General features: G+C 45.7%; 19 protein-coding genes. 12 read left to right on the plus strand and 7 right to left on the minus strand.

Translation table 11 applies throughout. The features are described from left to right. Positions 1-123: 123 nt before the first annotated feature. The 3 genes from JT717_RS26835 to accD all read right to left on the minus strand — a co-directional run bounded on the left by JT717_RS26835 (position 124) and on the right by accD (position 2,951). Positions 124-1,107 carry a hypothetical protein gene (locus tag JT717_RS26835; protein WP_205514368.1) on the minus strand — a complete coding sequence of 328 codons (984 nt, stop codon included), beginning with the start codon at positions 1,105-1,107 and terminating at the stop codon, positions 124-126. A 386-nt stretch (positions 1,108-1,493) separates the two neighbouring features. Continuing rightward, the gene (gene smpB / locus JT717_RS26840) at positions 1,494-2,012 is read right to left on the minus strand and encodes an SsrA-binding protein SmpB (RefSeq protein WP_439650919.1); all 519 of its coding nucleotides are present in this window, start codon (positions 2,010-2,012) and stop codon (positions 1,494-1,496) included. 27 nt (positions 2,013-2,039) lie between these two features. Beyond that, a complete protein-coding gene (gene accD, locus JT717_RS26845) occupies positions 2,040-2,951 on the minus strand; it encodes an acetyl-CoA carboxylase, carboxyltransferase subunit beta (protein ID WP_205514370.1) in 912 nt (303 codons plus the stop codon). Positions 2,952-3,333: 382 nt separating this feature from the next. Between accD and JT717_RS26850 the strand changes: the two genes are divergently transcribed. The 10 genes from JT717_RS26850 (at position 3,334) to JT717_RS26895 (ending at position 18,689) form a co-directional block, all read left to right on the plus strand. Beyond that, positions 3,334-4,128, plus strand: a complete 795-nt coding sequence (locus tag JT717_RS26850) for a succinate dehydrogenase cytochrome b subunit (RefSeq protein WP_240348447.1) — start codon at positions 3,334-3,336, stop codon at positions 4,126-4,128. Positions 4,129-4,186: 58 nt separating this feature from the next. Further along, the gene (locus JT717_RS26855; protein WP_205514371.1) at positions 4,187-6,178 is read left to right on the plus strand and encodes a fumarate reductase/succinate dehydrogenase flavoprotein subunit; all 1,992 of its coding nucleotides are present in this window, start codon (positions 4,187-4,189) and stop codon (positions 6,176-6,178) included. Between the two features lie 32 nt (positions 6,179-6,210). After that, entirely contained in the window at positions 6,211-6,975 is a 765-nt protein-coding gene (locus JT717_RS26860) for a succinate dehydrogenase/fumarate reductase iron-sulfur subunit (protein WP_240348448.1), read from the plus strand. A 110-nt stretch (positions 6,976-7,085) separates the two neighbouring features. After that, a complete protein-coding gene (locus JT717_RS26865; protein WP_205514372.1) occupies positions 7,086-7,568 on the plus strand; it encodes a VOC family protein in 483 nt (160 codons plus the stop codon). Positions 7,569-7,604: 36 nt separating this feature from the next. Continuing rightward, positions 7,605-9,110: a hypothetical protein gene (locus JT717_RS26870; protein ID WP_205514373.1), complete on the plus strand. Its 1,506-nt coding sequence runs from the start codon at positions 7,605-7,607 to the stop codon at positions 9,108-9,110. A 22-nt stretch (positions 9,111-9,132) separates the two neighbouring features. After that, a complete protein-coding gene (locus tag JT717_RS26875) occupies positions 9,133-10,644 on the plus strand; it encodes a glucosyltransferase domain-containing protein (protein ID WP_205514375.1) in 1,512 nt (503 codons plus the stop codon). Positions 10,645-10,819: 175 nt separating this feature from the next. Beyond that, on the plus strand, positions 10,820-12,322 hold the full coding sequence (locus JT717_RS26880; RefSeq protein ID WP_205514376.1) for a hypothetical protein: 1,503 nt from the start codon (positions 10,820-10,822) through the stop codon (positions 12,320-12,322). Positions 12,323-12,506: 184 nt separating this feature from the next. Then, on the plus strand, positions 12,507-14,129 hold the full coding sequence (locus JT717_RS26885; RefSeq protein ID WP_205514378.1) for an ABC-F family ATP-binding cassette domain-containing protein: 1,623 nt from the start codon (positions 12,507-12,509) through the stop codon (positions 14,127-14,129). Positions 14,130-14,264: 135 nt separating this feature from the next. Then, entirely contained in the window at positions 14,265-14,996 is a 732-nt protein-coding gene (locus JT717_RS26890) for a class I SAM-dependent methyltransferase (RefSeq protein ID WP_205514380.1), read from the plus strand. Positions 14,997-15,176: 180 nt separating this feature from the next. Further along, on the plus strand, positions 15,177-18,689 hold the full coding sequence (locus JT717_RS26895) for a DUF8818 domain-containing protein (RefSeq protein ID WP_240348449.1): 3,513 nt from the start codon (positions 15,177-15,179) through the stop codon (positions 18,687-18,689). 296 nt (positions 18,690-18,985) lie between these two features. Here JT717_RS26895 and JT717_RS26900 read toward each other — a convergent pair whose 3' ends face one another. Beyond that, on the minus strand, positions 18,986-19,963 hold the full coding sequence (locus tag JT717_RS26900; RefSeq protein WP_205514383.1) for a DUF8428 domain-containing protein: 978 nt from the start codon (positions 19,961-19,963) through the stop codon (positions 18,986-18,988). 256 nt (positions 19,964-20,219) lie between these two features. Between JT717_RS26900 and holA the strand changes: the two genes are divergently transcribed. Then, a complete protein-coding gene (gene holA / locus JT717_RS26905) occupies positions 20,220-21,218 on the plus strand; it encodes a DNA polymerase III subunit delta (protein WP_205514385.1) in 999 nt (332 codons plus the stop codon). Positions 21,219-21,278: 60 nt separating this feature from the next. Here holA and JT717_RS26910 read toward each other — a convergent pair whose 3' ends face one another. Beyond that, positions 21,279-22,343, minus strand: a complete 1,065-nt coding sequence (locus JT717_RS26910; RefSeq protein ID WP_205514387.1) for a bifunctional riboflavin kinase/FAD synthetase — start codon at positions 22,341-22,343, stop codon at positions 21,279-21,281. Between the two features lie 436 nt (positions 22,344-22,779). On the opposite strand from JT717_RS26910, the gene JT717_RS26915 reads away from it, so the two are divergent. Beyond that, entirely contained in the window at positions 22,780-23,943 is a 1,164-nt protein-coding gene (locus JT717_RS26915; protein WP_205514388.1) for an AIR synthase related protein, read from the plus strand. 125 nt (positions 23,944-24,068) lie between these two features. Here the strand turns inward: JT717_RS26915 and JT717_RS26920 are convergent, their stop codons facing one another. Together JT717_RS26920 and JT717_RS26925 are read right to left on the minus strand one after the other, a co-directional pair. Next, the gene (locus tag JT717_RS26920; protein WP_205514390.1) at positions 24,069-24,818 is read right to left on the minus strand and encodes a DeoR/GlpR family DNA-binding transcription regulator; all 750 of its coding nucleotides are present in this window, start codon (positions 24,816-24,818) and stop codon (positions 24,069-24,071) included. A gap of 171 nt (positions 24,819-24,989) precedes the next feature. Then, a complete protein-coding gene (locus tag JT717_RS26925) occupies positions 24,990-25,433 on the minus strand; it encodes an energy transducer TonB (protein WP_205514392.1) in 444 nt (147 codons plus the stop codon). Positions 25,434-25,449 lie beyond the last annotated feature (16 nt).

The raw sequence follows: 25,449 nt of genomic DNA on the forward strand, positions 1-25,449 counted from the left end.
CTGTTTATGTTTAATGAACCGCCGTATGCCGAACGGCACGTACGGTGGTGTGAGAGGACAGTAAGGGAAGTAATCCCTTACTTCCTACTCGATAAGTTGCATTTCCATTATCACATCATCACATTAATGCCGCGAGATTCGTTTCTTAATACGCACGGTGGCGTTTTGGGTGTAGCTGCTCGAAAGAAAGACCTCGAACCGCGAGATCCCATCGGTAACCACCATTAAAGCGGTATTCGGCGGAATGCGGCCCAGGTTCTCGGCAAACAGGCTCACCTCATTTACATCTTTACTGTTGTCGAGGGTCAGGTAAATATTCATGGCCCGGGCGGTGAGCTCCTGGTGTGCTATTACCGGCTTGCCATTCAGGAAGACGGTAACCGTGTCACCGTCAATTTCGCCATTGTCGTAAAGGCTTACGCGGATGGAATCGCTGGCTATTTCCAGGTCCTTGATGTAAACGATCTTTCTGCGGGTGAACTGGGCTACCAGGTTCCGTTCATTGAAATCGATAGCGCTGTCGGTGATCTTGGCCGGCGCAATGGTCGTCGTATTAGGGCTGCCGTTCACAAGGGGCGCGCTGGCTTTTACCACCACATCTTCCCGTTGCGGCATCCAGAATTTTTTCCCTACAATGCTGTTGCTCAGCATGCTGTCGAGGTTTTTCGTAGATACATCGAGGTTGAAGCTTACCCGCATTTCGGGACAGGTGTACTTGTATTTGTCGATGGTCACAAACGACCCGTTTAAAGAGCTTTTGACCTGGCTTACCCGCAAAGTGCCTTCAAAATCCATCATACATTCTGCGCCGTTCACCGTTGACCGGCTTCGGTAGAAGATAAAAGGCAAGTTTTTGATCCGCACTGCCCGGGTTTCCTTGTTGTAGGTGCCGCGAACAAAAAAGCTCTGGTATGTATCTTTAAAATAGTAGCCGAAAACCCCTTCTACTTCATTGCCTCTTTGTTTTAAGACTAGCTCGGTAAGGTAGTTATTGTATACACCTTGTACCACTACATCAGCCTTGCCAAACCAGGAACCCGATATGGACTGGGAAAATGCAAACCTTCCGCTAACTAATAAAGAGAGAACTAAAATAAAGCGTAGCATATGTTAATTTAAGTAGAAAAATCAAGCCAAGCAATAAATTGCAAATTTCATAATACGAATGTCTGTTAAGTAGAACCAGTTGCAGGGTACTTAACGATTTTCTGAACGGCCTATGGCTTGTTTCCGGGTGGGTGTTTTTCCATTGGATAATGTTCGGGAAGGGTACAGATAGTCACAAAAATATATCGCAGTTTCCATATCTCAGAGTAATTGGCAACTGCTGTGGAAAATAAATTTTTCTAATAGGTCAGGCCGATGGTAAAAGGGTAATAATCAGGGAAATACCGGCATAAATTGTAAGCCCAGCCTGTGCATAATCAGCAACTTAAAACTTTATTAAGAGCCGCGAATGAGCAAACCACAAACCACAAACTACAAACCACAAACTATTTCAGATATCGCTTCATTTCCCGCTCGGTATCCCGTTGTTTGATGGTCTCGCGTTTGTCGTACTGCTTTTTACCCTTGCCCAGGCCGATCTCCATCTTAACAAGTCCCTTGCTGCTGAAGAAAATGCGCAGCGGCACGATGGAAAAGCCTTTTTCCTTGATCTTCGATTCCAGTTTTCGCAATTCTCTCTTTGTAAGCAGCAACTTACGCTCCCGAACCGGGTCATGATTATTGACCGTGCCATGCGAGTATTCTGCAATATGCAGGCTTTTGATCCACAATTCGCCTTTATGAAAATAGCAGTAGCTGTCGTTAAAGCTGGCCCGCCCGTCGCGCAGGGATTTTACTTCGGTTCCTAGCAATACCATCCCCGCATCGTATTTATCTTCGATGAAATAATCGTGGTAAGCCGAGCGGTTCCTGATATCAGCCATGGAGGAATTGCGGGATTTTGAGATTTGGAGGATTTTGAGATTTATCGGAAAGTCTGAACTAAGAAGATCCAAAAATCTCAAAATCCCGAAATCAGAAATATTCGTGTATTAATTTTTAAACAATGAAAGTACGGTGGCGAGCTTCTCTTTTAGTTCCTTACGCGGAACAATGAAATCCAGGAAGCCATGTTCCAGCAGGAACTCACTTCGCTGAAAACCTTCCGGCAGGTCTTTTTTAATGGTTTCCTTGATCACCCGCGGCCCGGCAAAACCGATAAGGGCTCCCGGTTCGGCGATATTCAGATCACCGAGCATACCGAAGGATGCAGAAATACCACCGAAGGAGGGGTCCGTCTGTAAAGAGATATAAGGAATTTTTGCATCTGTTAACTGCGATAGTTTACCCGATACCTTGGCCAGCTGCATCAGCGAGAAGGCGCTTTCCATCATGCGGGCCCCACCTGATTTACAAATGATCATCAGGGGAATATTTTCTTGCAGGCAAACGTCAACAGCGCGGGCGATACGTTCCCCCATAACACTGCCCAGGGAGCCGCCGATAAATTCAAAATCCATACAACCCACCATCAGGTCAATTCCTTTTACAGCACCTTTCCCTATACGAATCGAATCGGTGATATCGGTCTTCGACCAAATTTCATCAAGACGTTTTCCATACGACTTCAGGTCGGTAAAGTTCAAGAAGTCTTTAGACCGTATGTTCTCGAACAATACGTCGTACTTATTGTCGTCGAAAATGATCTCAAAATATTCGGCGCTGCCGATGCGGTGATGGTGATTGCATTTGGGGCAAACAAATAAGTTCTCCCGAAGTTCGGTCATGGTACATATATAACCGCATTCAGGGCATTTGCTCCATAACCCTTCCGGTGTTTCTTTTTTTTCAGCAGTACTGGTAAGGATGCCTTTCTTAATGCGTTTGAACCAGCTTCTCTTGGCTTCTTCACCCTGACCATCTTCACCTGCTAAGTTGGCTTCAAAATCCTCTTCCTGTTTCATTCAGTAGATTTAAAGGGGCTAAGATAGGGATTTTAACAAAATGAGTCCGAAACTCAGTCTTTTATACCACCAGAACGTACAAAGTATGTGCGTAGTATATAGGATAGAAAATGATTTCATCGTTTTCAAGGGCCTGTTAAACTTTACTGCCTTTTGCAGGAAAATTTTAACAGGATGTTGATTTTTAAGCTTGCTGCGTTAAATTTGCGGCAAATTTGATGGCTGTATTCAGCGATGAATTTTGAAAAGCTCTTTGTTATTTAACCTATCTTATTTAATACAGGTGCTTATTTATGCTCCTTGGTGGAATGAATAATACCTGTGCCCTTAACATTTTTTAAGATGCATCGTCCATGGCAAATTTCATTATATATAAAGGGCAATGAAAATTTTGCCGGGCGCGATCACTGTTGGCTGGCAGGCTTACAGTGTGGCCTTAAAATCGCAATTAATTCATTTTCGCATGAAATGGTCTGAGTTCTTCACGTCTTCGGTAGGTAAAAAGTTAGTAATGGCATTTACCGGATTGTTCCTGATCTCCTTTCTGGTCGTTCACGTAGGGATCAACGCCTGTGTCTTCGCCGACATCTACGATGATACTGACAACGGTAAAATGTTCAACAAAGCGGCTCATTTTATGGGCTCTTCTTATGTGATCCGTTTAATGGAAATTGGCCTCTTCATTGGAATTCTAGCTCACATCGTTCAGGGGTATATGCTCGAAGTGCAGAACAGGTCGCGCCGCAAGCAGGGCTACGCAGTAAGCATGGGCAGCAAAGGAAGCGCCTGGTACAAAAAGTCAATGACATTACTGGGCACATTGATCCTCCTCTTTTTGATCGTTCACATTTCGCACTTCTGGGTTCCTTCCCGTATCACATATGCTGAAACTTTGAATCAGGCCACTTACAATGGTGTTGAAGTGCACGATGTGTTCAGTAAAATGGCCGAAGTATTCAGTCAGCCCATATGGGTCATATTATATCTGTTAGGTTGTTTTTCACTGGCCTGGCACCTGCTGCATGGTTTTCAGAGTTCTTTCAGAACTGTGGGTGTGCACAATAAAAAATGGTTAGCGCTTGTACAAAGCGTGGGTGTAGGGTTTTCAATCATAGTTCCTTTACTCTTTGCTTTAATGCCCCTTAGTTTTTATTTTGGCTGGGTTAATAATAACTAATCAACACCAGACAAGCATCTTCCACATTCACGAAATTTTAAAAAAAGAAACGCTCGATATGCTTAATTCAAAAATTCCCGCAGGGCAGTTAGATCAGAAGTGGACCGAATATAAGGGACATTGTAAACTGGTAAACCCCGCTAATAAACGCAAGCTGGAAGTTATTATCATCGGAACCGGACTGGCCGGTGCTTCTGCTGCCGCTTCATTAGGCGAACTGGGATATAAAGTAAAAGCATTCTGTTTTCAGGATTCTCCCCGCCGTGCACACTCCATCGCTGCACAGGGCGGTATCAACGCTGCAAAGAACTATCAAAATGACGGTGACTCTGTTTTCCGTTTGTTCTACGATACTATTAAAGGGGGTGACTATCGTGCCCGTGAGGCCAACGTACACCGCCTGGCTGAAGTGAGCGCCAATATCATCGACCAGTGCGTGGCGCAGGGTGTGCCATTCGCCCGTGAGTACGGCGGCCTGCTCAGTAACCGTTCATTCGGTGGTACACAGGTACAACGTACATTCTATGCGGCCGGTCAAACAGGCCAGCAGTTACTGATCGGCGCCTACCAGGCCCTCGAACGCCAGGTTGCCCTTGGTAACGTTGCCATGTATACCCGCCACGAGATGCTCGAGATCGTTAAGATCAAGGATGAAAAGACCGGGGAAGAAAAATGCCGTGGTATCATTGCACGTAACCTCATCACCGGTGAGCTGGAAAGACATTTCGGCCATGCTGTGTTGTTATGTTCCGGTGGTTATGGCAACGTATTTTATTTAAGTACCAATGCTATGGGCAGCAATGTGACCGCTGCCTGGAAAGCCCACCGCAAAGGCGCTTATTTTGGAAACCCCTGCTTTACCCAGATCCACCCCACCTGTATCCCGGTGAGCGGTGATCACCAGTCGAAACTGACCCTGATGTCGGAGTCGCTGCGTAACGACGGACGCATCTGGGTGCCGAAAAAGCAGGGCGATAACCGCAAGCCGAGTGAGATCCCTGAAGAAGAAAGAGATTATTACCTCGAAAGAAGATATCCTGCCTTCGGTAACCTGGTGCCACGCGACGTGGCCAGCCGTGCTGCCAAAGAGCGTTGCGATGCAGGTTATGGCGTAGGGTCATCCAAACAGGCGGTGTACCTCGATTATGCTGCCGCCATTGAGCGTTATGGTAAAATAGAATGCGGTAAACTGGGCATCAGCAATCCTTCGAAAGAAGTGATCCGCAAGCATGGTGTGGATGTTGTAAAAGAGAAATACGGTAACCTCTTCGATATGTATGAAAAGATTACCGGCGAAAACCCCTATGAAGTGCCCATGCGTATTTACCCCGCTGTGCACTATACCATGGGTGGTTTGTGGGTGGATTATGAACTGATGACCACTGTGCCTGGTTTATATGCACTGGGTGAGGCCAACTTCAGCGACCACGGCGCCAACCGCCTGGGTGCTTCTGCCCTCATGCAGGGTTTGGCCGATGGTTATTTTGTAATTCCTTACACCATCGGTAACTACCTGGCCGATGAAATTCGCACCAATGCCATCCCTACAGATCATCCAGCCTTCGTACAGGCTGAGAAGGATGTACGCGATCGCATTGAAAAGCTGATGAGCATTAAAGGAACGCAATCAGTAGAAAGCTTCCACAAACGCCTGGGTAAGATCATGTGGGATAAATGCGGTATGGCCCGAAATGAAAAGGGCCTGCAGGAAGCGATCAAAGAAATACAACAACTGAAAAAAGAATTCTGGAGTGATGTGCGCATCCCCGGCGGCATCCATGAAATGAATCCCGAGCTGGATAAAGCCAACCGGGTGGCTGATTTCATTGAGCTGGGTGAATTGATGTGTAAAGATGCGTTGAACCGTAATGAGAGCTGCGGCGGTCACTTCCGCGAAGAATCGCAAACCGAGGATGGGGAAGCCGATCGTAAAGATGCCTTGTACAGCTATGTGGCTGCCTGGGAATTCAAAGGCGAAAGCGACTGGCAGTTGCATAAGGAAGACCTCATCTTTGAAGTAGCTAAACCAACTCAGCGCAGCTATAAATAAAATTCACAAATTCTCAAATTAACACGATTATAATGGAGCACTATACAATGAATCTTACGCTGAAAGTCTGGAGACAAAAGAACAGCAACGATAAGGGCAGGTTTGAGACTTATCAGGTAAGTGATATCTCCTCTGAAATGTCATTTTTGGAAATGTTTGATGTGCTGAATGAGCGACTGATCAAAGAAGGAAAAGACCCTATTGCATTCGATCACGATTGCCGCGAAGGTATTTGCGGTATGTGCTCCATGTACATTAACGGCCGTCCTCATGGTCCCTGGCATGCCAATACAACCTGCCAGTTGCACATGCGGGCTTACAAAGATGGCGATACCATTGTGGTAGAACCCTGGCGCGCCAATTCATTCCCGGTCTTAAAAGACCTGGTGGTTGACCGTGCCGCATTCGACCGGATCATCCAGGCTGGTGGATATATTTCTGCAAATACCGGGAATGCCGTTGACGCCAACGCCATGCCTGTTGAAAAAGAAAAAGCGGATGCTGCCTTCGCTGCTGCCGCCTGTATTGGTTGCGGCGCCTGTGTGGCTGCCTGTAAGAACAGCTCCGCTATGTTGTTCCTCTCGGCCAAGGTATCGCACCTGGCATTGCTGCCACAAGGTGAGCCCGAGCGCAAGACCCGTGTGCTGAACATGGTACAGCAAATGGATAAGGAAGGATTTGGTTCCTGCACCTTTACAGAAGCCTGCGAAGCGGTTTGTCCGAAAGAAATTTCAGTAACGAATATTTCACGTCTCAATAAAGAATATCTTGCTGCCGGTTTAAGCGTCGACAAGTAGTCTTTTTAGTTGAAAGGTTGTTAGGGTTGATAAGTTAACATGTTAATGTGCCCTTGTATATTGACAGGTTAACTTATCAACCTTATTTTTTTAACCGAAAACATCATAACATGGAATATACAGTACCATCCGGAGCACGTATCGGGCATGTTCACCTGAAAGTGTCTGACCTGGATAAAGCGCTTGCCTTTTACCAGGGGTTGTTAGGCTTCGAGATCACGCAACGTTATGGCGCCCAGGCGGTATTTATTGCTGCCGGCGGCTATCATCACCATATCGGACTCAACACCTGGTACAGTAAAAATGCGCCACCGGCGCCACAACGGGCCTGTGGTCTGTTCCATACCGCTATTTTGTATCCCACCCGAAGGGATCTGGCAGTTGTAATGCAACGTTTACTCGATGCGGGTTATCCTATTACCGGCACCGCCGATCACGGAGTGTCTGAAGCCATTTATTTAAACGATCCCGACGGCAACGGTGTGGAACTGTATTACGACCGGCCGAAGGAAAATTGGCCATTCGATGAAGAAGGGAACCTGCAAATGGTGACCGAAGCACTCGACGTGCAGGGATTATTAAGTCTTATTTAAACAGCTCTATCATAAACCTTTTATCAGTCCATTAACATGAAAACCGCCCTGCAACGGAAGGATTATTATCTTTTGTTGATTGTGATCCTGGTTACCCTCATCATTTTCTTTCCCATCTTCTCTGCCCGGTATTTATATACAGATGAGTGTTTACAGTTGTGGGCCTATAAACCAGGCACTGGCTTTAAAATGTTCATCGATCAGGGCCGGTTGATCACAGAATGGATGTTCATATGGCTTTTTGGCGCAATTGATAAAATAAACGAAGTAACATATATCCGCGTCTTCTCTTTGGCTGGCTGGCTGCTTTGTTTACCACTTTGGTATATCATTCTAAAAAAGGGAGTGGCAAAAGAACCTGCCTATCAATACCTGCCATTTTTTACCTGTTTATACCTGGTGACCAGTTTACCTTTCGGTGTTACCATTCAATGGGCTTCCTGTCTTGAATTATGGCTGGCCAACACGAGCGGACTGGCAGCTGGCGCTCTTGTATACAATGCCGTTCAATTCAATGGCAAAAAAATACGCATAAGGTCCATACATGCTCTTGCAGGCTTGATATTGGGCATTATTTCCTTATTTACTTATCAAACCGGGCTGGGTTGTTTGCTGATCCCATTCCTCCTTCATTATATAAGCCCTCATTCCAGCAATAAAGACCGGGTAATAATTGCCGGTATGATTTGCTTCTTCCTGGTATATGCGCTCTATTTTCCCCTGTTTAAGCTGAGCATGGCCATGAATGATTTGGGGCATAACGACCGTACTGACATATACATCGATCCCATCAATAAACTCGCTTACTTTTTCTCGCATCCATTGGAAAGAAGCTTTTGGTTCAATGCCAATGTGTATGAATACAGCAAAGTAGCAAGAGCCCTTTATAAAGTAATGCTCATCGGCTGGATGGTATTGGCCTTCGTACGGTTTGGGAAGGAATACGGGAAAGCGATCAAATACATACTGGTTGTGCTGGGCGTTTTTTTACTGGCCTATTTTCCAGGTTTGATCGTTAAAGAAAATTTTGCCTCTAACAGGACCATGTTGGCCCTGAATATTTGTGTTTGGCTGGTTTGTTTGGAAATGGCCCTGTACTTTATAAAGAACAGGATGGTGCTGGCAATTGGTGGAGTAGTGGTAGGCCTGGTGTTGGTAATAACCGCCTGTTATAATCACCGCATTCAGTTTCTGAAACCGGTTACGGATGAATATGCTGCGCTGAAAAAATATATTCAGCAAAACTATCATCCGGGTATCAATACCATTTATGTGAATTTAACGCCGGTAGATGCATTTGTAAAGAAATACAATATTCACCAGAACATGGATGAATACGGCGTGCCCTCATCCACCTTTGAGTGGACCATGATACACCTTCCTAAGCAATTGGTATGGGAGATCACCGGCAGCCGCAAAACCGCCGAACAGCTGAGCGTAGAAAAATGGGATGCCCTGGAAGCCTTTGTAAAAGCGGGTGGCGACACAACCGCAAACAATATCATGGTGGTCGATCCGGTTACTATAATCAATCAACAATAAGGGAGCGATAGCTTATAATCTTATGAACGCTCTTCAACGGAAAGACAGCTTTTTACTGGCATTACTATTCCTGGTAGTGATGCTGATCTTTTATCCACTCTTTTCTGCTGAATACATTTATACCGATGAAGTAAATCAACTCTGGTTATACCGGCCTGGCAGTAATTTCAGCATGTTCGCCCAGCAGGGCAGATGGATCACCGAGTGGCTTATGTCAACCTTATTTTCAGCAGTAGATTCCATTCGCGAATTAACATACCTCAGGGTCTTTGCCCTGGTTTCCTGGCTCTTGTGCATACCACTTTGGTATACCATTGTAAAGCGGTTAGTGGCAGCTGCGCCCGGTTACGAATACCTGCCTTTTTTAACCTGCCTGTACCTGGTAACAAGTTTACCGTTTGCGATCACCATTCAGTGGGCGTCCTGTATGGAAATGGCCATCGCCAATACGGCTGGATTATTGTCAGGAGCCATCTGGTATTTGGGCATCAGGGAGAAAAAGAAGGGAGAGATCCCCTTGACAGCCGGTTTAGGCGCCATCCTAACCGGATTTGTATCATTGTGTACCTATCAAAGTGGCTTCGGCTGCTTTCTCATTCCTTTCTTATTTCATTATGTAAGTGCTTTTACCACCCGGAAAGACCTGGTATTTATAAAAGGACTGGCCGTTTACTTCCTGATATATGCTATCTATTTTATAGCGTTTAAGCTGTATGTATCGGTTACCCATGTGGCAAGTGATCCCCGCACCGGTATTTATATCAACCCGCCATATAAATTATATTATTTCCTTTCAAAACCGTTGAAGCGGGCATTCTGGTTCAATATTATTGTAAATGATGAAAGCAGGGTGGCAAAAATTATCTACCTGGCTTTGTTTGCCGGCTGGATCCTGCTGGCTTTTCTTCGCTTTGGTAAAAAGAACCTGCCGGGAGCGGGGAAATACCTGGCAGCCGTGCTCTTGGTCTTTCTTATTTCGCAACTGCCTTCCCTCGTGGTGAAAGAGAACTATGCATCCAACAGGACTATGCTTGGGCTTTACATGAGTGTATGGATCGTGTGTGCTGATATGGTCATGCATTTTGTGAAAACAACGGCGTTATGCCGAACCATTGCCATTGGTCAGGCTATTTTACTGCTGGCATTTGGCTGGTATAATTTCAATAAGCTGTTCTTACAGCCGGTACGGGAAGAATACCGTGCAATCAGAAATTACCTTCAACAACAGTACACGAGGAGAACCACCACCATTTATTTTATCAGGCCGGCAGAAGATGCTTTCAGCAGGAAATATCAGCTGCCATCATCCATGGACGAATTTGGAGTGCCTTCCACTTATTTCGAATGGGTGCCCGAGAACCTGGTACAGCAGATGGTATTTGAAATGACCGGCAGCCGCAGGATCGCTGAACAACTGGTCGTAAAACACTGGCCCGATACAGCGCGTTTTGCTGCATCCGGTGTAACTGTAACCGGTAATGTACTGGTGGTAAATGCACCTGCGCTTATTGATGCGGAAAATACCAAACATTAGAATGATCTTAGAGCCGCATTAATTTTCCGGGCAGCCCGGAAAGAAATTTATCATGACATAGGGGTTATCGGCATTTCCTGGTTTTATAAGTGCCAACAATTTTATAAAACCAGAAAGCGCTTGGTTAATCGAACTTAACCGATGGCGGCTTCTATTGCCAATAGGCTTGCCATATATGCAACGTAATGATCTTTACCTCTTAGGGACTCTATGGCTTTGCGCATTATTTATATTCCTGCCCCTTTTTTACAGTGATTACCTGTTCATGGATGAGGTTTGGCAGCTTTGGGGCTACCGGTCGATCCCCGGCTTTTACATGTTCATTGATGAAGGGCGGTGGTTAACAGAAGTACTGCAACGCTGGCTTTTCAATATGATCGATACCATACATGGGGTCATCTACATGCGATTATTTTCCCTGTTCGGGTGGCTGCTTTGTTTACCAATATGGTATCTTATCTTTAAAAGGGAGGTGGCAAATGTCAGCAGTTACCAATACCTTCCCTTTTTCACCTGTTTATACCTCATCACCAGCCTGCCGTTTATCGTAGCGGTTCAATGGGCCACCTGTTTGCAGTTCTTCATTGCTGATACTGCCTGTTTACTGGCCGGCGCCCTGGTCTTACAAAGTATTCGTTCGGGCGATGCTAAATTACGAATGGCCTTCAGGGCATTTATCGTTCCCCTGCTATTAGGCATTCCTGCTCTCTTTTTGTACCAGGGATCATGGGCCTGTTTCCTGCTCCCCCTGTTATTGTATTTTATAAATCCTATGAACTATAAAAAAGACAGGGTATTGATGATAGGATCGCAGGTGTACTTTTTAGTAAATGCCGTTTATTATATAGCCTATAAGGTAAGTTTCCGTTTTTTCGAGAACATCGTGCCGGATCCCCGCAATGCCCTGCATTTCGACCTGTTCGAAAAAATGAAGTATTTCCTGGCCCGCCCCCTCGAAAGGAGTTTCCGGTTCACCTTGTTAACCCACGAGGAGAGTGCTCTTTCGAAGAAACTCTATGCTGTGATGCTGCTGGCGCTGGTAATACTCGCTTTTGTCAGGTTTGGCAAAGCCAAATGGCTGCAGGCAATTAAATACCTGGGTGTCATAGGGGCATTTTTTGTGTTTTCCTATTTACCATCCTTGTTGATCGAAGAACGCTTTCCCTCCAACCGCACGCTCATGGCCTTGAATATGTGTGTGTTCATTGTCTGGCTCGAAATGGCATTGTACTTTATCAAGAACAGGCGCCTGCTGTTGGTTGTGGGCGTGGCCGGATCCTTGTTTTGCATTTTTTGCGCCCGGTATAACTTCCAGGAAGCATTCCTGCGGCCCCAGGTAGATGAACTGGCAGCCATCAAAACACATATTCAACAGCATTATCACAAGGGTATTCAAAGCTTTCATTTTATCAGGCCTTCCGACCAGTTTGTGGCTGAGAAATACAAGGTGCATAAGTCTATGGACGAGTTCGGGGTAGCTTCCAGCTCTTTTGCGTGGGTGCCGGAATCCCTGGTGAAGCAGCTGGTGTATGAGCAAACCGGGAACCGGCAGCAGGCCGCACAGCTTGTCGTAAAACACTGGGCCAGCAAAGAAGAATACATCCGCTCGGGCGAAACATTGAACAGTAATACCTTACTCATTGATGTTCCGGCGCTTATGAATTCCATCAAGCCCTGACCCGGCACAGTGGGCCGCAATTGTTAAAATGCAACCGCCAACTGTGAACTGTGAACTGTGAACGCGAACTGCGAACTGAGAACTGTGAACGCGAACTGCGAAATGCCAACTGCGAACCCTGAACTGCATATTGCCAATTGCTTATTGATTCGTACCTTTGCCGCTTCAAAATTTTTGCGCACGTATGATTACAGTGAATAATGTGACCCTATCGTTCGGAAAACGGGTATTATTCGATGAGGTAAACCTTTCCTTCAGTAAAGGCAACTGCTATGGCGTCATTGGCGCCAATGGAGCCGGCAAATCTACTTTTCTGAAGATCTTATCGGGTGAAATTGAACCCAATAAGGGAAGTGTTGACGTAACGCCCGGCGAACGTATGGCTGTGTTGAAGCAGAACCATTTTGAATTTGACGAGTGCACCGTATTGAATACGGTATTGATGGGGCACACCAAATTGTGGGAAGTGATGCATGAGCGGGATGCGATCTATGCCAAAGCCGATTTCACGGAAGAAGACGGTATTCGCGCTGGTGAGCTGGAAGGCGAGTTCGGCGAAATGGGCGGTTATACGGCCGAAAGCGATGCCGCCACTTTGCTAAGCGAACTGGGCGTTAAAGAAGATGTACATTCCTTGTTGATGAAAGATATTAGCGGGGCTATGAAAGTGCGGGTGCTGCTGGCACAGGCATTGTTCGGCAACCCCGATATCCTGATCCTCGACGAGCCTACCAACAACCTCGACGTAGTGACCATTTCATGGCTGGAGAACTTCCTGGCCGATTATGAGAACATCGTAATTGTTGTGTCGCACGACCGTCACTTTCTCGATTCCGTATGTACACATGTGGCCGATGTTGACCGTCAAAAGATCAAGATCTACACCGGTAACTATACCTTCTGGTACGAAAGTAGCCAGCTGGCTGCCCGCCAATTGAGCGATAAGAACAAGAAGATGGAAGAGAAGCGGAAAGACCTCATGGAGTTTATCGCCCGTTTCAGCGCCAATGCCTCCAAATCGAAACAGGCAACTTCGCGGAAGAAAGCCCTGGAGAAACTGGTTATCGAAGACATTACGCCTTCCAATAGAAAATATCCGGGTATCATCTTCAAACAGCAGCGTGAAGTGGGTAACCAGATCCTGAACGTTGAAAAATTATCGAAATCAATAGAAGGTAAACCCCTGTTCTCGAACATCAGCTTTACTGTAAATAAAGGCGATAAAATTGCCATCGTAGCAGACGATCACCTGGCTATTACCGCATTCTTTGAGATCATCAATGGCGAAATGGCTGCCGACAGCGGTAAATACGAATGGGGCGGCACCGTAACAAAAGCTTACCTGCCCAACGATAACTCCAAGTATTTCGCAGAACAGGGCAATCTGAACCTGATGGACTGGCTGCGTCAGTATGTGCCGCCGCATGTTACAGATGTGGATGAGCCTTTCCTGCGTGGTTTCCTGGGTAAAATGCTGTTCACCGGTGATGAGATCATGAAGAAAACAGGCGTATTGAGTGGAGGTGAAAAGGTACGTTGTATGGTAAGCCGCATGATGTTGCAGGACCCCAACGTGGTGATCCTCGATGAGCCTACCAACCACCTCGACCTGGAATCCATTCAATCGTTCAACGAAAGCATGAGCAATTTTACCGGTATCGTATTGCTTTCTTCGCATGACCATACCTTCATGCAAACGGTGGCCAACCGCATCATCGAGCTTACGCCGAACGGCGCTATCGATAAGCTGATGACCTTCGACGAATACCTTGAAAAGAAACAGGCAAATAAATTACAATTAGTGTAACTCAGTTAATAGGTGATATGTTAGCCCCGTCCAGGTTTTGCCAGGGCGGGGTTTTTGTTTGGCAGTAGCGATAAATATTTATCTTTATCGCCCTTGGCTTTCACACCGGGATCACACACTTATCAACGTTCAATTATGAGCAAAAAAGGCTGGGATAATTTCTGGAAAGATCAACGGCAGTCATTCTATGCGGTCATGAAAATGGCTACGGGCTATTTCGTAACCCAGCTCGAAAAAAAGTACCGGCTACAGCCAAATGATACCATCTTCGATTACGGATGCGGTCCGGGTTTTGTGGCCGACTCCCTGGCTGGTAAAAACAACCGCATCGCCGGGGCGGATATCAATGAGTTCTTTATACAGCAATGCCGCCATAATCACCCTGAGGCTTTATTCTTTCTTATAACAACAACTGTAGCAACCAATAAAAAGATCCTGGAAGAACAGTTGCAGCATAGAAAATTCGACTATATCCTTGTTTTGAGCATTGTACAGTACCTGCCGCATGAAAAGGAGCTTGAAGAAATTATGGGCTTGCTTGGCCGGTACCTGGAACCGCAGGGAAAGCTGATCATTGCCGATGTGCTCGATGAGAACACCTCTTCCCTAAAAGATGCATTTTCACTCTTCATCCATTGCCTTAAAAAAGGCAGGCTGGGCGCCTTTCTTGGTTTTATATCCTACCTGCTGTTCTCTGATTACCGCATGATCTCGAAACAGAATAAACTGCTTCATGTTTCTGAACAGGCCATTCGCGATATGGCCAAACGCCAGGCGCTCACTTGCGAAAAAGTGCCGGGCCTCACGCTGCAAAAGTCCCGCTCAAATTATGTATTAGGTCATGGCTCCGTAAAATCGCCGGTTTAAGCCCGGTATGGCTGTATTAAGTGCCATTTCATGCAATAAATGCTAACTTTAAGCGCTAATTAACTGTATGGCTGATCTCGCTTACCGGTGACGATCAGTGGGGCTACCCAAACCACTTCTTTTCAGAAGATGCCGTAAGTATCCTCTTTTGAAAAGATACCTAAAATCAAACTAAGGTTGTTGATCGGGAAGTACCTGATACTGTGCTTTTGTTTTTCCGTAAGCTGGCTGCTGACCGCTGCCCAAACGCCCCGTCCGCCCGGGGCTGGCTCGAATCTGCGCAAAAAGATGGTTCCCGTAAGACAACAGGCCATCCAGCTCGATAGCCTGAGCATCGTTCCCGGCACCGTTTCCCTCACCGGAATTCCCGATAGTTTGTACGACATTGATTTTGTGAATGCCCGCCTTAGCTGGAAGCAATTACCCCCCCTGGATAGTGTTCTCGTGCGTTACCGCGTATTTAAAACCCGTTTGAACGCCGCGGTTAGCCGCATGCAGTATGATAGCGTCATGAATAATTTCATGGGCGCGCCTTTTATTCCTGACTACGTAGGGGCGGGTAGCGTGGGCGATAACTTTTTTAACTTCGGCAACATCAATTACAGCGGGAGTTTTGGCCGGGGCATATCTTTTGGCAATAGCCAGGATGCAGTGTTCAGCAGCAACCTGAACCTGCAGTTAAGCGGTTACCTGGCCGACAGTATCGAGATCGTGGCCGCCATAACCGATAATAATATACCGGTTCAGCCTGATGGCACCACCCAGCAGCTAAACGAGTTTGACCGCATCTTTTTACAGTTCCGAAAAAAGAACTGGCAGTTAAGCCTGGGTGATATCGATATCCGCCAGCAGCAGCAAAGTTATTTCCTCAACTTCTACAAACGCCTGCAGGGCATTGCCTTTGAAACAACGACCGCCTTCACAGATAAGATCTCCAATAAATCCCTGCTCAGCGGTTCTATTGCCAAGGGAAAATTCACCCGTTATATCCTGACCCCGCTGGAAGGAAACCAGGGACCTTACCGCTTGCAGGGAGCCAATAATGAATTTTACTTTGTAGTGCTGGCCAATACCGAACGTGTATATATCGATGGGGTGTTAATGCAGCGGGGTGAAGACCGCGACTACGTGATCAATTATAATACGGCGGAAATTTCCTTTACACCCCGGCAAATGGTCACCAAGGACAAACGGATCGTGGTTGAATTTGAATATGCCGACCGCAATTACCTCAATTCAAATATCTATCTCACCAATGAAACCAATTTCAATCAAAAAGTAAAACTGCGGCTGGGTTATTTCAGTAATGCCGACGCCAAAAGCTCGCCCATCAATCAAAGCCTCGACCCCGAACAAAAGAACTTTCTGCGGAATCTGGGTGATAGCATAGCAAGGGCATTTTATCCCTATTCAACCATCGATACATTTTCAACCGGCGCTATCCTCTATAAAAAGATCGATACAGTATATAATGGCGGCGCCCATGATTCCATCTTTGTGTATTCTACCAACCCCGATGAAGCCCTGTATTCCCTGTCGTTTATCGATGTAGGCGTTAATAACGGGAATTACGTGCCTGATCTGAACGGAGCCAATGGGAAAGTATACCGCTGGGTAGAACCGGTGGGCGGCGTAAGGCAGGGGTCCTTTGAGCCGGCAGTATTCCTGGTAACCCCTAAAAAACAGCAGATAGCCAACCTGGGTGTCGAATACAACATTTCAAAGAATACGGTGCTGAATACCGAAGTGGCCATGAGTAATTATGACGTAAATACCTTCTCCGATATCGACAAAAGCAATGACAGGGGGTATGCTGCCAAAGTAGATTTCAAAAATACCCTGCCATTTAAAAGCTCAAAAAAAGGTTTGAAGTTAACGACCGATCTTGGGTATGAGTATGTTGACGCCCGCTTTAAACCGCTGGAACGGTTAAGGAATATAGAGTTTACCCGTGATTGGGGGCTGCCGCTGCTGCTGAATGTACCCGAACATGAAAATATTGTAACGGCAGGTTTACAGTTGTCAGACGGTAAAAACAATTCCCTGCGTTACCAGTTCACGGAATATAACCGGGGAACCAGCTTTACCGGTTTTCGCCATAGCGTTACCCATGTGCAAAATATCAGGGAATGGATCATCAATAACCAATTCACTTTATCGGATATTGACGCCACCGATGATAAAGGATATTTCTGGCGGCCAACCCTCAATCTTTCCCGGCAGTTTAAAAAGCTGAACAATTATACTATTGGCGGTTCCTATGCAGTTGAGCATAATGCCATTCGCAATAAGTTCACCGATAGTATGGCCGTGCAAAGCTTTTCATTCAGCCAAACCTCGGCATTTCTACGATCAGATCAGAACAAACCCAACCGCTGGGGAATTAACTGGTTCACCAGAACCAATGCATACCCAATGGGCACCGAACTGATAAAAGCCGACAGAAGCCAGAACGTAACGGTAAGCGGTGAATTAGCGAAAGATCCCCGGCATCAGGTGCGCTTTACGAGCACCTATCGTAAGCTGCAGATCCTCGACAGTACCCTGAACCGGCAAATGCCGGAAGAAAGTTTACTGGGCCGGGCCGAATACCAGATCAATATCCTGAAAGGATTAGTGAGCGGGAACCTGCTGTATGAAGTGGGGGCCGGACAGGAGCAGAAAAGAGATTATTCCTATCTGGAAGTGCCGGCAGGGCAGGGGGAGTTTACCTGGATCGATTATAATAATGATGGCATACAGCAGCTCAACGAATTTGAAGTGGCGCTGTTCCAGGACCAGGCCAAGTTCATTCGTATTTTCACACCTACGAACGTTTATGTAAAGGCCAACTATAACACCTTTAACTATAGTGTAAACGTTAATCCCCGCGCTGTAATAAATGCAGCCAGGGCTAAAAGCCTTCCCCGGTTTATTTCGAAGATGAATTTGCAATCATCCTTACAGATCAGTAAAAAAGAAGTGGCCGATAAGATCGTTCAGTTCAACCCATTCAAGTCGCCGTTAAACGACACCTCCCTGATCACCCTTACTGCTAATTTTGTAAATACCTTTTCATTTAACCGGTTCAGTCCAAAATGGGGCTTCGATATAACCAATGCACGCAATGAAACGAAATCATTGCTCACCTATGGTTATGAGAGTCATAAGCTCGACGACTGGACCCTGCGCACCCGCTGGAATATCACCAAAATGTTTGCGATTGAAACAACCGGCCGCACCGGTGTCAATCAGCTGACCTCCTCCAATCCGAAATTCAATAACCGCAATTACAGGATCAACCAGTATTCGGCTGAACCACGGCTTACGTTTACCAGGGGATCCAATTTCAGGGTGGGGGTAGGTTACAAATACAGCGATAAGGAAAATACCCAGGGCAGCCAGGAAAGATCCAGGGCCAACTCATTGAATAGCGATATAAAATATAACATTTTACAGAGCACGTCCATCATGGCTAAATTCACGTATACCGATATCAGTTTTACATCGCTTGATAGTATACCGAATGTGAATTCATCGTCGGGGTATATAATACTGGAAGGATTAATGCCGGGAAAAAACTTTTTGTGGACGCTTGATCTTACCAAAAGACTTTCGAACAATCTTGAATTCAGCATGCAGTATGAGGGCCGTAAACCGGGTACCTCGCGGATCGTTCATATAGGCAGGGCTGCCATACGGGCGCTGTTATAAAAGGCAACAGGCAAATCAGGCAATAGGCAATAGGCAAGAGGCAAGAGGCAAAAGGGAAAAGGCAAAAAGACAATAGGCAATAAGCAATATGCAATAGGCAGCATTGTAAGCAGCGCAAGTCAGCTATTATTCTCAGAATCGGCGAGCCATTGACCATTCACCATTGACCATTCACCATTGACCATTCACCATTGCCCATTCACCATTGACCATTGACCCCAACTCGGCCATCAGGAAAATAAAAAAGGGACCAACCTTTTGGGTCAGTCCCTTTTCGAATATAGTATAATGAAAGATTATCCGAAGATTCCGCCTTTTTTCAGTGAACGGGTAGCTTCACCGATCTTGAAACCGTTGTGGTATACTTCGATCTTGTAGTTACCTTGTTTGAAAGCACTGTTTTGTTTCCAGGCAAATTCAACATGTTTGGTTTTGCCTTGTTCGAAATCAACAGGAACTTTAGCAGTGAACAATTTTTCACCTTCTTCACGAGTAGTGAATTTACCAGAACCTAAAGCTTCAACAGCGATTGGTTGGCCATCAGGACCAGTGATGCAAACGTAAACATCAGTAGAGCCTGTTTGAGCGATGCGGTTGCTTACATCCATTGCAATTACCAGTTTGTCAACTTTCTTTGCAGAGGTTGTTTCTGATTCTTTGCCACCTTTTCTCTCGTTAACAGGAGTAACAGAGATGTTAGATGCATTCAGCGTAGAAGCGATATCTACTTTACCGGCTAACTCATCTTTTTGTTGAGTAGTAGTTTGCAGGTCGCTGGTGAGTTTTTCTTTGTCTGCTGTCAACTGTGTTTTTTCAGTAGTCAGGGTTTGATTTTCCTGAGTCAAACGAGCTACTTCTGCTTCCAGGTTAGCGATCTTGTCATTCAGCTCACCGATCAAAGCCTGGGCTTTTTTCTTCTCGCCTTCAGACAAACGTTGTTTTTTCAGGATGCTTCCGATCTGACCTTTCAGCTTTTGAATTTCGCTTGTTTTGTCGTTTACTTTTCCTTCCAGTTCGTTGTTATAACCGGTTAAAGAATCTAAACGGGTCAAAGCAGCATCAAAGCTTTTTTGTAATTCATTCTTTGATGAATCTACTGCCACGTATTGTGTTTGCAGTTGCGTGATCTTTTGATCAGATTTGTTTTTGTCCCATAAAAAGTATCCCCATGTTCCAAGAATACCTACGGCCAGTAAACCGATGATCAGGTTCTTTGAATCGCGTTTTGGGGGTGTTCCTTGTGGACTTGCGGATGGATAATTGGTTGTACTCATAATAAGTGTATGTTTATTTTGAAAGGTTATAAAATCGGGTTCAGTATTCGTGATATTAAAGGGTTAGTACTTTCCTAACTGGGTTTCGCATATGGGTTTTACCAAAAGCATGCCAGAATTTGGCAATTATCCTTTCCATAGGACGGGGAAAAACGATGAAACGTAGTATAGTATTGTGTTACAGTTGTGTATAATTCATTATATGTCACCGCTTTTTTTGTGGTAATATTGCAAAGTTTAAACCACGATTTTATTCATGTCTGCAGAAAAAATTATATCCGATTGGAAGAAAAAGCTCTTTAAACCTGTTTACTGGCTGGAGGGTGAAGAGGATTATTTTATCGATAAAATTGTGCATTATGCCGAGCATAACATTTTAACGGAGGCTGAGGCCGGTTTTAACCTCACCGTCTTCTACGGCAGGGATGCAGACTGGACCCAGGTGATCAACGCCTGTAAGCGTTATCCAATGTTTGCCGAGCGGCAGGTAGTTTTACTAAAGGAAGCGCAACATATGCGTGATATCGACAAATTGGAATCGTATATTTCACAGCCTTTATCATCCACCGTTTTCGTAGTAGCCTACAAAGAAAAAAAGGTAGATGGCCGTACGCAGCTGGCCAAGCTGCTTAAGTCGAAGGCTGAGTTATTTACTACCAAGAAAATGTACGATAGCCAGTTACCTGAATGGACAAATGAACTGGTTAAAAGCAAGGGATACACGATATCCCAGAAAGCAGTTTTATTACTCGTTGATCATATCGGTAATGATCTTAGCCGCATCGATAATGAAGTAGATAAAATGCTGGTGAACCTGGGCAGCAGGACCAACATTACCGAAGATGATATTGAAAAGTATGTGGGCATTAGCAAGGAATACAATCCATTCGAATTACAAGCTGCCATGGCTGCCAAAGACCTGCCCAAAGCCATGCGTATAATACAGTATTTTGAGGCGAATCCCAAAGCGGCTCCCATACAATTGGTATTACCTACACTATACAATCTGTTCAGTAAGACGTATATGATCTTTGGCCAAAGTGCAAAGGATGACAAGACCATTGCCGCCAATATCGGGGTGAACGCCTGGTTTGTGAAAGATTATATGTTAGTGGCGCGTAACTATGGTTATAACGGTGTAGAGAAAGCGTTGTTGCTGCTGCATCATTACAACCTGCGCAGTGTTGGGGTCAACGATACAGGAACACCCGATGCCTCGTTGTTAAAAGAAATGGTGGTGAAAATGGTAAACTAATTAGCTAATGTGCTAATTAGCTAATGTGCTGATTAAACGCTTTGAACTTAGAACTTTGAACTATTTAAGGCCCAGTACTTTTAATGTATCCTCTTTGTCCTTCGCCAGTTGTTCTACCAATGCCTCAAGCCCATTGAACTTTACTTCAGGGCGCAGGTATTGTTTAACATACACCCGCAGCGATTTGCCGTAAATATCTTCGTTGAAATCAAAGAGGTTTACTTCGATCACCCGGTCGGTGCCACCGATAGTGGGTCTTATGCCAATGCTCATCATGCCGGCAAGGAGGGTTAAAGTCTGAGGGGCAAAGTTTGAGGCCTGAAGTCCGAGGGCTGATGTCTTATCTCCGGTATTCTGACCTCCGGCCTCGGCCGTCTTCTGAGCTCCGCCTTCCGGCCTCTGACTTCCGTGTTCCGGTCTCCGGCTTCTGATCTCTGCCCTGACAGCATAAATGCCATTGCCCGGAATAAGTTTTTCCTCGTTCTCGATGTGCAGGTTAGCGGTAGGGTAACCCAGCGTGCGGCCCAGTTTATTGCCATCTACAACAGTGCCTTCGAAGAAGAAATCATAACCCAGCAGGGTGTTGGCCCTATCGATATTCCCCTGCAGAACAGCTTCCCGGATGCGGGTGGAGCTTACGGTATTATCATTGATCACATGGGCTGGAATTTCCATGAGGCGGAAGCCAAGCCGGTCGCTGTATGTTTCCAGTAATTTGTAGTCGCCTTCGCGGTTCTTGCCAAAACGGTGGTCGTAGCCGATAATAACGGTGTGCGGATGGAACTTTTCAACCAGGAACTGTTCGATATAGGCCGACGGACTTTGCTGTGCAAAAACATCGGTAAAGGGAACAACCACCAGGTGATCGATGCCGTTCTTATCGAGCAGTTCAATTTTTTCGTCGATCGTATTGATCAGCTGGATGCCGGGCTGGCCGCTGACGATCACTTTGCGCGGGTGCGGATGGAAAGTGATTATGACCGTTTCGCCACCGATGCGTGCTGCTTCCCGCTTCAATTGCTCCAGGATGCTTTTGTGGCCGGTATGTACGCCATCGAATGTGCCGATCGTCACTACTGCCTTTTGAAAGGCCGGGATAGTATCTGTTGAAAAGTAAACTTTCATAAATGCGGTGCGAAAATACAATCTGAAATCGATTTGGGATTTCCGGATTTTGGATTTTGAGATCTCGGGATTTCAGAATTTGAGATTGAGCTGGTAAATCCTTAAATCCCTGAATCAGAAATCAGCAATTTCCGCTGAAATGGGAGATTCCATGATTTACGCAAAAGTTGGGATTGGTGTAAATCTCGAAATCCCACAATCAGAAATCAGCTATTTCCGCTGAAATGGGCGATTCCATGATTTACGCAAAAATTGGAATTGGTGTAAATCTCGAAATCCCAAAATCAGAAATCAGCAATTTCCGCTGAAATGGGAGATTCCATGATTTACGCAAAAATTGGGATTGGTGTAAATCTCGAAATCCCGCAATCAGAAATCAGAAATTTCCGCCTTACCTTTGCCGATTCATAAGACAGTCATAAGATAATTTTCAGTAATGAGTTTATATTCACAACGGGGTGTTTCTGCCCAGAAAGAGGAAGTTCACAAGGCAACGGAAAAACTGGATAAAGGGTTGTATCCCCATGCTTTCTGCAAGATCTATCCTGATTACCTTACCGGCCACTCCGATTGGGTGAATGTAATGCATGCCGATGGCGCCGGCACCAAAAGCATCCTGGCTTATTTGTACTGGAAGGAAACCGGAGATCTTTCTGTTTGGAAAGGTATTGCCCAGGATGCCGTTGTGATGAATCTCGACGACCTGTTGTGTGTAGGCATCACTGACAACCTCTTATTTTCTTCAACCATCGACCGCAATAAAAAGCTCGTGACCGGCGAAGTGCTGGAAACAGTGATCAATGGAACACAGGAACTCTTCGATTCCCTGAAACAGTTCGGGGTGAATATCCATTACCTGGGCGGCGAAACAGCCGATGTAGGCGATGTAGTGCGCACCATTGCGGTGAATGGCACCATGACGGCCCGCTGGCCCAAAAACCGGCTGGTGACCAATGAAAAGATCCAGGCAGGCGATGTAATAGTGGGTTTCAGCAGCTTTGGACAAACCGTGTATGAAACGGAATACAACAGCGGTATTGGCAGCAACGGACTTACCAGCGCCCGCCACGATGTGTTAAGCAAGTTTTACGCAAAGGAATTTAAAGAATCATATGAGAACAGCCTGGCCGATGAAGTAGTGTATATCGGGCCCCATCGTTTGACAGATACAGTGGGCGCTGAAAAGCACCAGGTGGGTAAACTGCTCTTATCGCCCACGCGCACCTATGCTCCTTTATTGAACCTGTTCTTCGATAATTATTTTGATGCCATTCATGGCCTCATTCATTGCAGTGGCGGCGGGCAAACCAAATGTATGAAATACCTCCCCGGCAATTTCCGCGTAGTGAAAGACAACCTGTTCGAACCACCCATTATTTTCCAGCTCATTCAAAAAGCCTCCGGTTCCAATAACCGCGAAATGTACCAGGTGTTTAACATGGGCCACCGGCTTGAGTTATTTACCCATGCCTCTTCTGCACCCTTATTCATCGAGGCGGCTCAAAAGCTCGGCATTGAAGCGCAGATCGTAGGCCGCGTAGAAGCAAGTGATAAAAAAGAACTGATTTTGAAAGTAGACGGTGAAGAAATAGTTTATTGATACTGTTTATAGTTTAGAGTTTGTGGTTTATCGTTTATGGTTATTCAACCATTAGGTCTCGCGACAACTTGCGAACTGAATAACTTCTAACCAACAACTGTCAACTATGAACATTGAACTGTGAACTAAATAACGTCAATCCCCGCATCCCGGTAAGGTTTTAAGATAGGATCATCGGGCGGCAGCTCGGTGATCAGCATTTGTATTTTACCGATCTCACAAATATGTATAGGCTGCAGGCTATTGATCTTTTCCGCTATACTCAGGCAAACCACTTTTTGGGAAGATTCGATCATGGCTTTTTTCAACTGAACTACATCCCAGTCGCTATCGGTAATACCGTCTTTCAGGCTGATGGCGTTAACGCCTAAAAAGCACAGATCGGCCCTGATCCTTTTGATCTGGGTAATGGCCTCGCCACCGGTGGTGATCTTAGCGTTTTTCGATACTTTATCACCAATGGCGATCACCTCTACGGAAGGGTGCTGCATATATTCCAGGATGGCCGGTATACTGCCTGAAACAAAAGTAGCTTTCAACCGCGGTGGTAAAGCCCGCGCCATTTCTATAATGGTGGTACCGCCCGTAGTAAGCACGAACATGCCGTCATGTATAAGCGACGCAGCTTTACGCGCAATGGTCTTTTTATGGTCGTGTGAATAGATATGGGAACCGGAATAATGCACCTGGCTGAAGGAGTGTGACAGGGCGCCACCATGTACTTTAATGATCTTTCCCTCATCGGCCAGTTCCTGCAGGTCGCGCCGGATCGTGTCTTCCGACACATTCATATCCCTGCTGAGATTCGATGACATTACTTTATTGTGCAGGTTCACCTGGTGCAGGATGTAAGCTTGTCGTTCTTTCTTTAACATGTTCGTTGAAGGGTATAATATTTCCGGTGCCGGTTAAAATGGGAAAGCTATAGAAAATCCTGTATAAAATTTGCAAAAATTTCGCTGAAACTGTCAAGTGCTGCCACTATTAAAACAAAGGGCCTCTACTGTTTATAGAAGGCCCTTTTGCTTATATGTTAATTTCATTATTTAAACGGCTGGCTGTTTCTTTTTTTGAATGCGGAAATCAACCTCAAAATAGTATTGAGCCGGTGGCCGTTCGTCGCTGGACAGTTTTAATTTCTTATCAAAAACCCGTTTCACTTCGTCTTCCAGTAGTCTTCGCATTTCTTCCCGGGTAAGCGGTTCACCAATGGCGGCACCTTTGTCTGCTTCCAGTCCTACGGAAGTGAAACTTGTTATGGTCTTTATTTCATGGGGCGCCTGATCATAAAATTTTATATTATTCACCTCACCGTTTTTATTTACGGCCAGCGAAAAATAAACAACGCCTTCTACATGATTGTCCATGGCTTTTTTCGGGTACCGGGCGTTGCGGCGGTAATGCCATGCAATTTTGAAAAGAGTGGAATCTTCGTCAATGTGTTTTGAATCCTTACCCGTGTTTGCTGTCAGGTGTTTGTTTGTTTGCAATGCCTGCCTTGCATTG

This window comes from Longitalea arenae, from assembly GCF_016924755.1.
GTDB classification, from domain to species: domain Bacteria; phylum Bacteroidota; class Bacteroidia; order Chitinophagales; family Chitinophagaceae; genus Niastella; species Niastella arenae.

Coding starts and splice junctions, on each gene's coding strand:
- JT717_RS26835 (WP_205514368.1), bottom strand. CDS start 1,107: ATGCTACGCTTTATTTTAGTTCTCTCTTTATTAGTTAGCGGAAGGTTT.
- JT717_RS26865 (WP_205514372.1), top strand. CDS start 7,086: ATGGAATATACAGTACCATCCGGAGCACGTATCGGGCATGTTCACCTG.
- JT717_RS26850 (WP_240348447.1), top strand. CDS start 3,334: ATGAAAATTTTGCCGGGCGCGATCACTGTTGGCTGGCAGGCTTACAGT.
- JT717_RS26915 (WP_205514388.1), top strand. CDS start 22,780: ATGAGTTTATATTCACAACGGGGTGTTTCTGCCCAGAAAGAGGAAGTT.
- JT717_RS26890 (WP_205514380.1), top strand. CDS start 14,265: ATGAGCAAAAAAGGCTGGGATAATTTCTGGAAAGATCAACGGCAGTCA.
- JT717_RS26860 (WP_240348448.1), top strand. CDS start 6,211: ATGGAGCACTATACAATGAATCTTACGCTGAAAGTCTGGAGACAAAAG.
- JT717_RS26900 (WP_205514383.1), bottom strand. CDS start 19,963: ATGAGTACAACCAATTATCCATCCGCAAGTCCACAAGGAACACCCCCA.
- holA (WP_205514385.1), top strand. CDS start 20,220: ATGTCTGCAGAAAAAATTATATCCGATTGGAAGAAAAAGCTCTTTAAA.
- JT717_RS26855 (WP_205514371.1), top strand. CDS start 4,187: ATGCTTAATTCAAAAATTCCCGCAGGGCAGTTAGATCAGAAGTGGACC.
- JT717_RS26875 (WP_205514375.1), top strand. CDS start 9,133: ATGAACGCTCTTCAACGGAAAGACAGCTTTTTACTGGCATTACTATTC.
- JT717_RS26920 (WP_205514390.1), bottom strand. CDS start 24,818: ATGTTAAAGAAAGAACGACAAGCTTACATCCTGCACCAGGTGAACCTG.
- JT717_RS26880 (WP_205514376.1), top strand. CDS start 10,820: ATGCAACGTAATGATCTTTACCTCTTAGGGACTCTATGGCTTTGCGCA.
- JT717_RS26885 (WP_205514378.1), top strand. CDS start 12,507: ATGATTACAGTGAATAATGTGACCCTATCGTTCGGAAAACGGGTATTA.
- JT717_RS26870 (WP_205514373.1), top strand. CDS start 7,605: ATGAAAACCGCCCTGCAACGGAAGGATTATTATCTTTTGTTGATTGTG.
- JT717_RS26910 (WP_205514387.1), bottom strand. CDS start 22,343: ATGAAAGTTTACTTTTCAACAGATACTATCCCGGCCTTTCAAAAGGCA.
- accD (WP_205514370.1), bottom strand. CDS start 2,951: ATGAAACAGGAAGAGGATTTTGAAGCCAACTTAGCAGGTGAAGATGGT.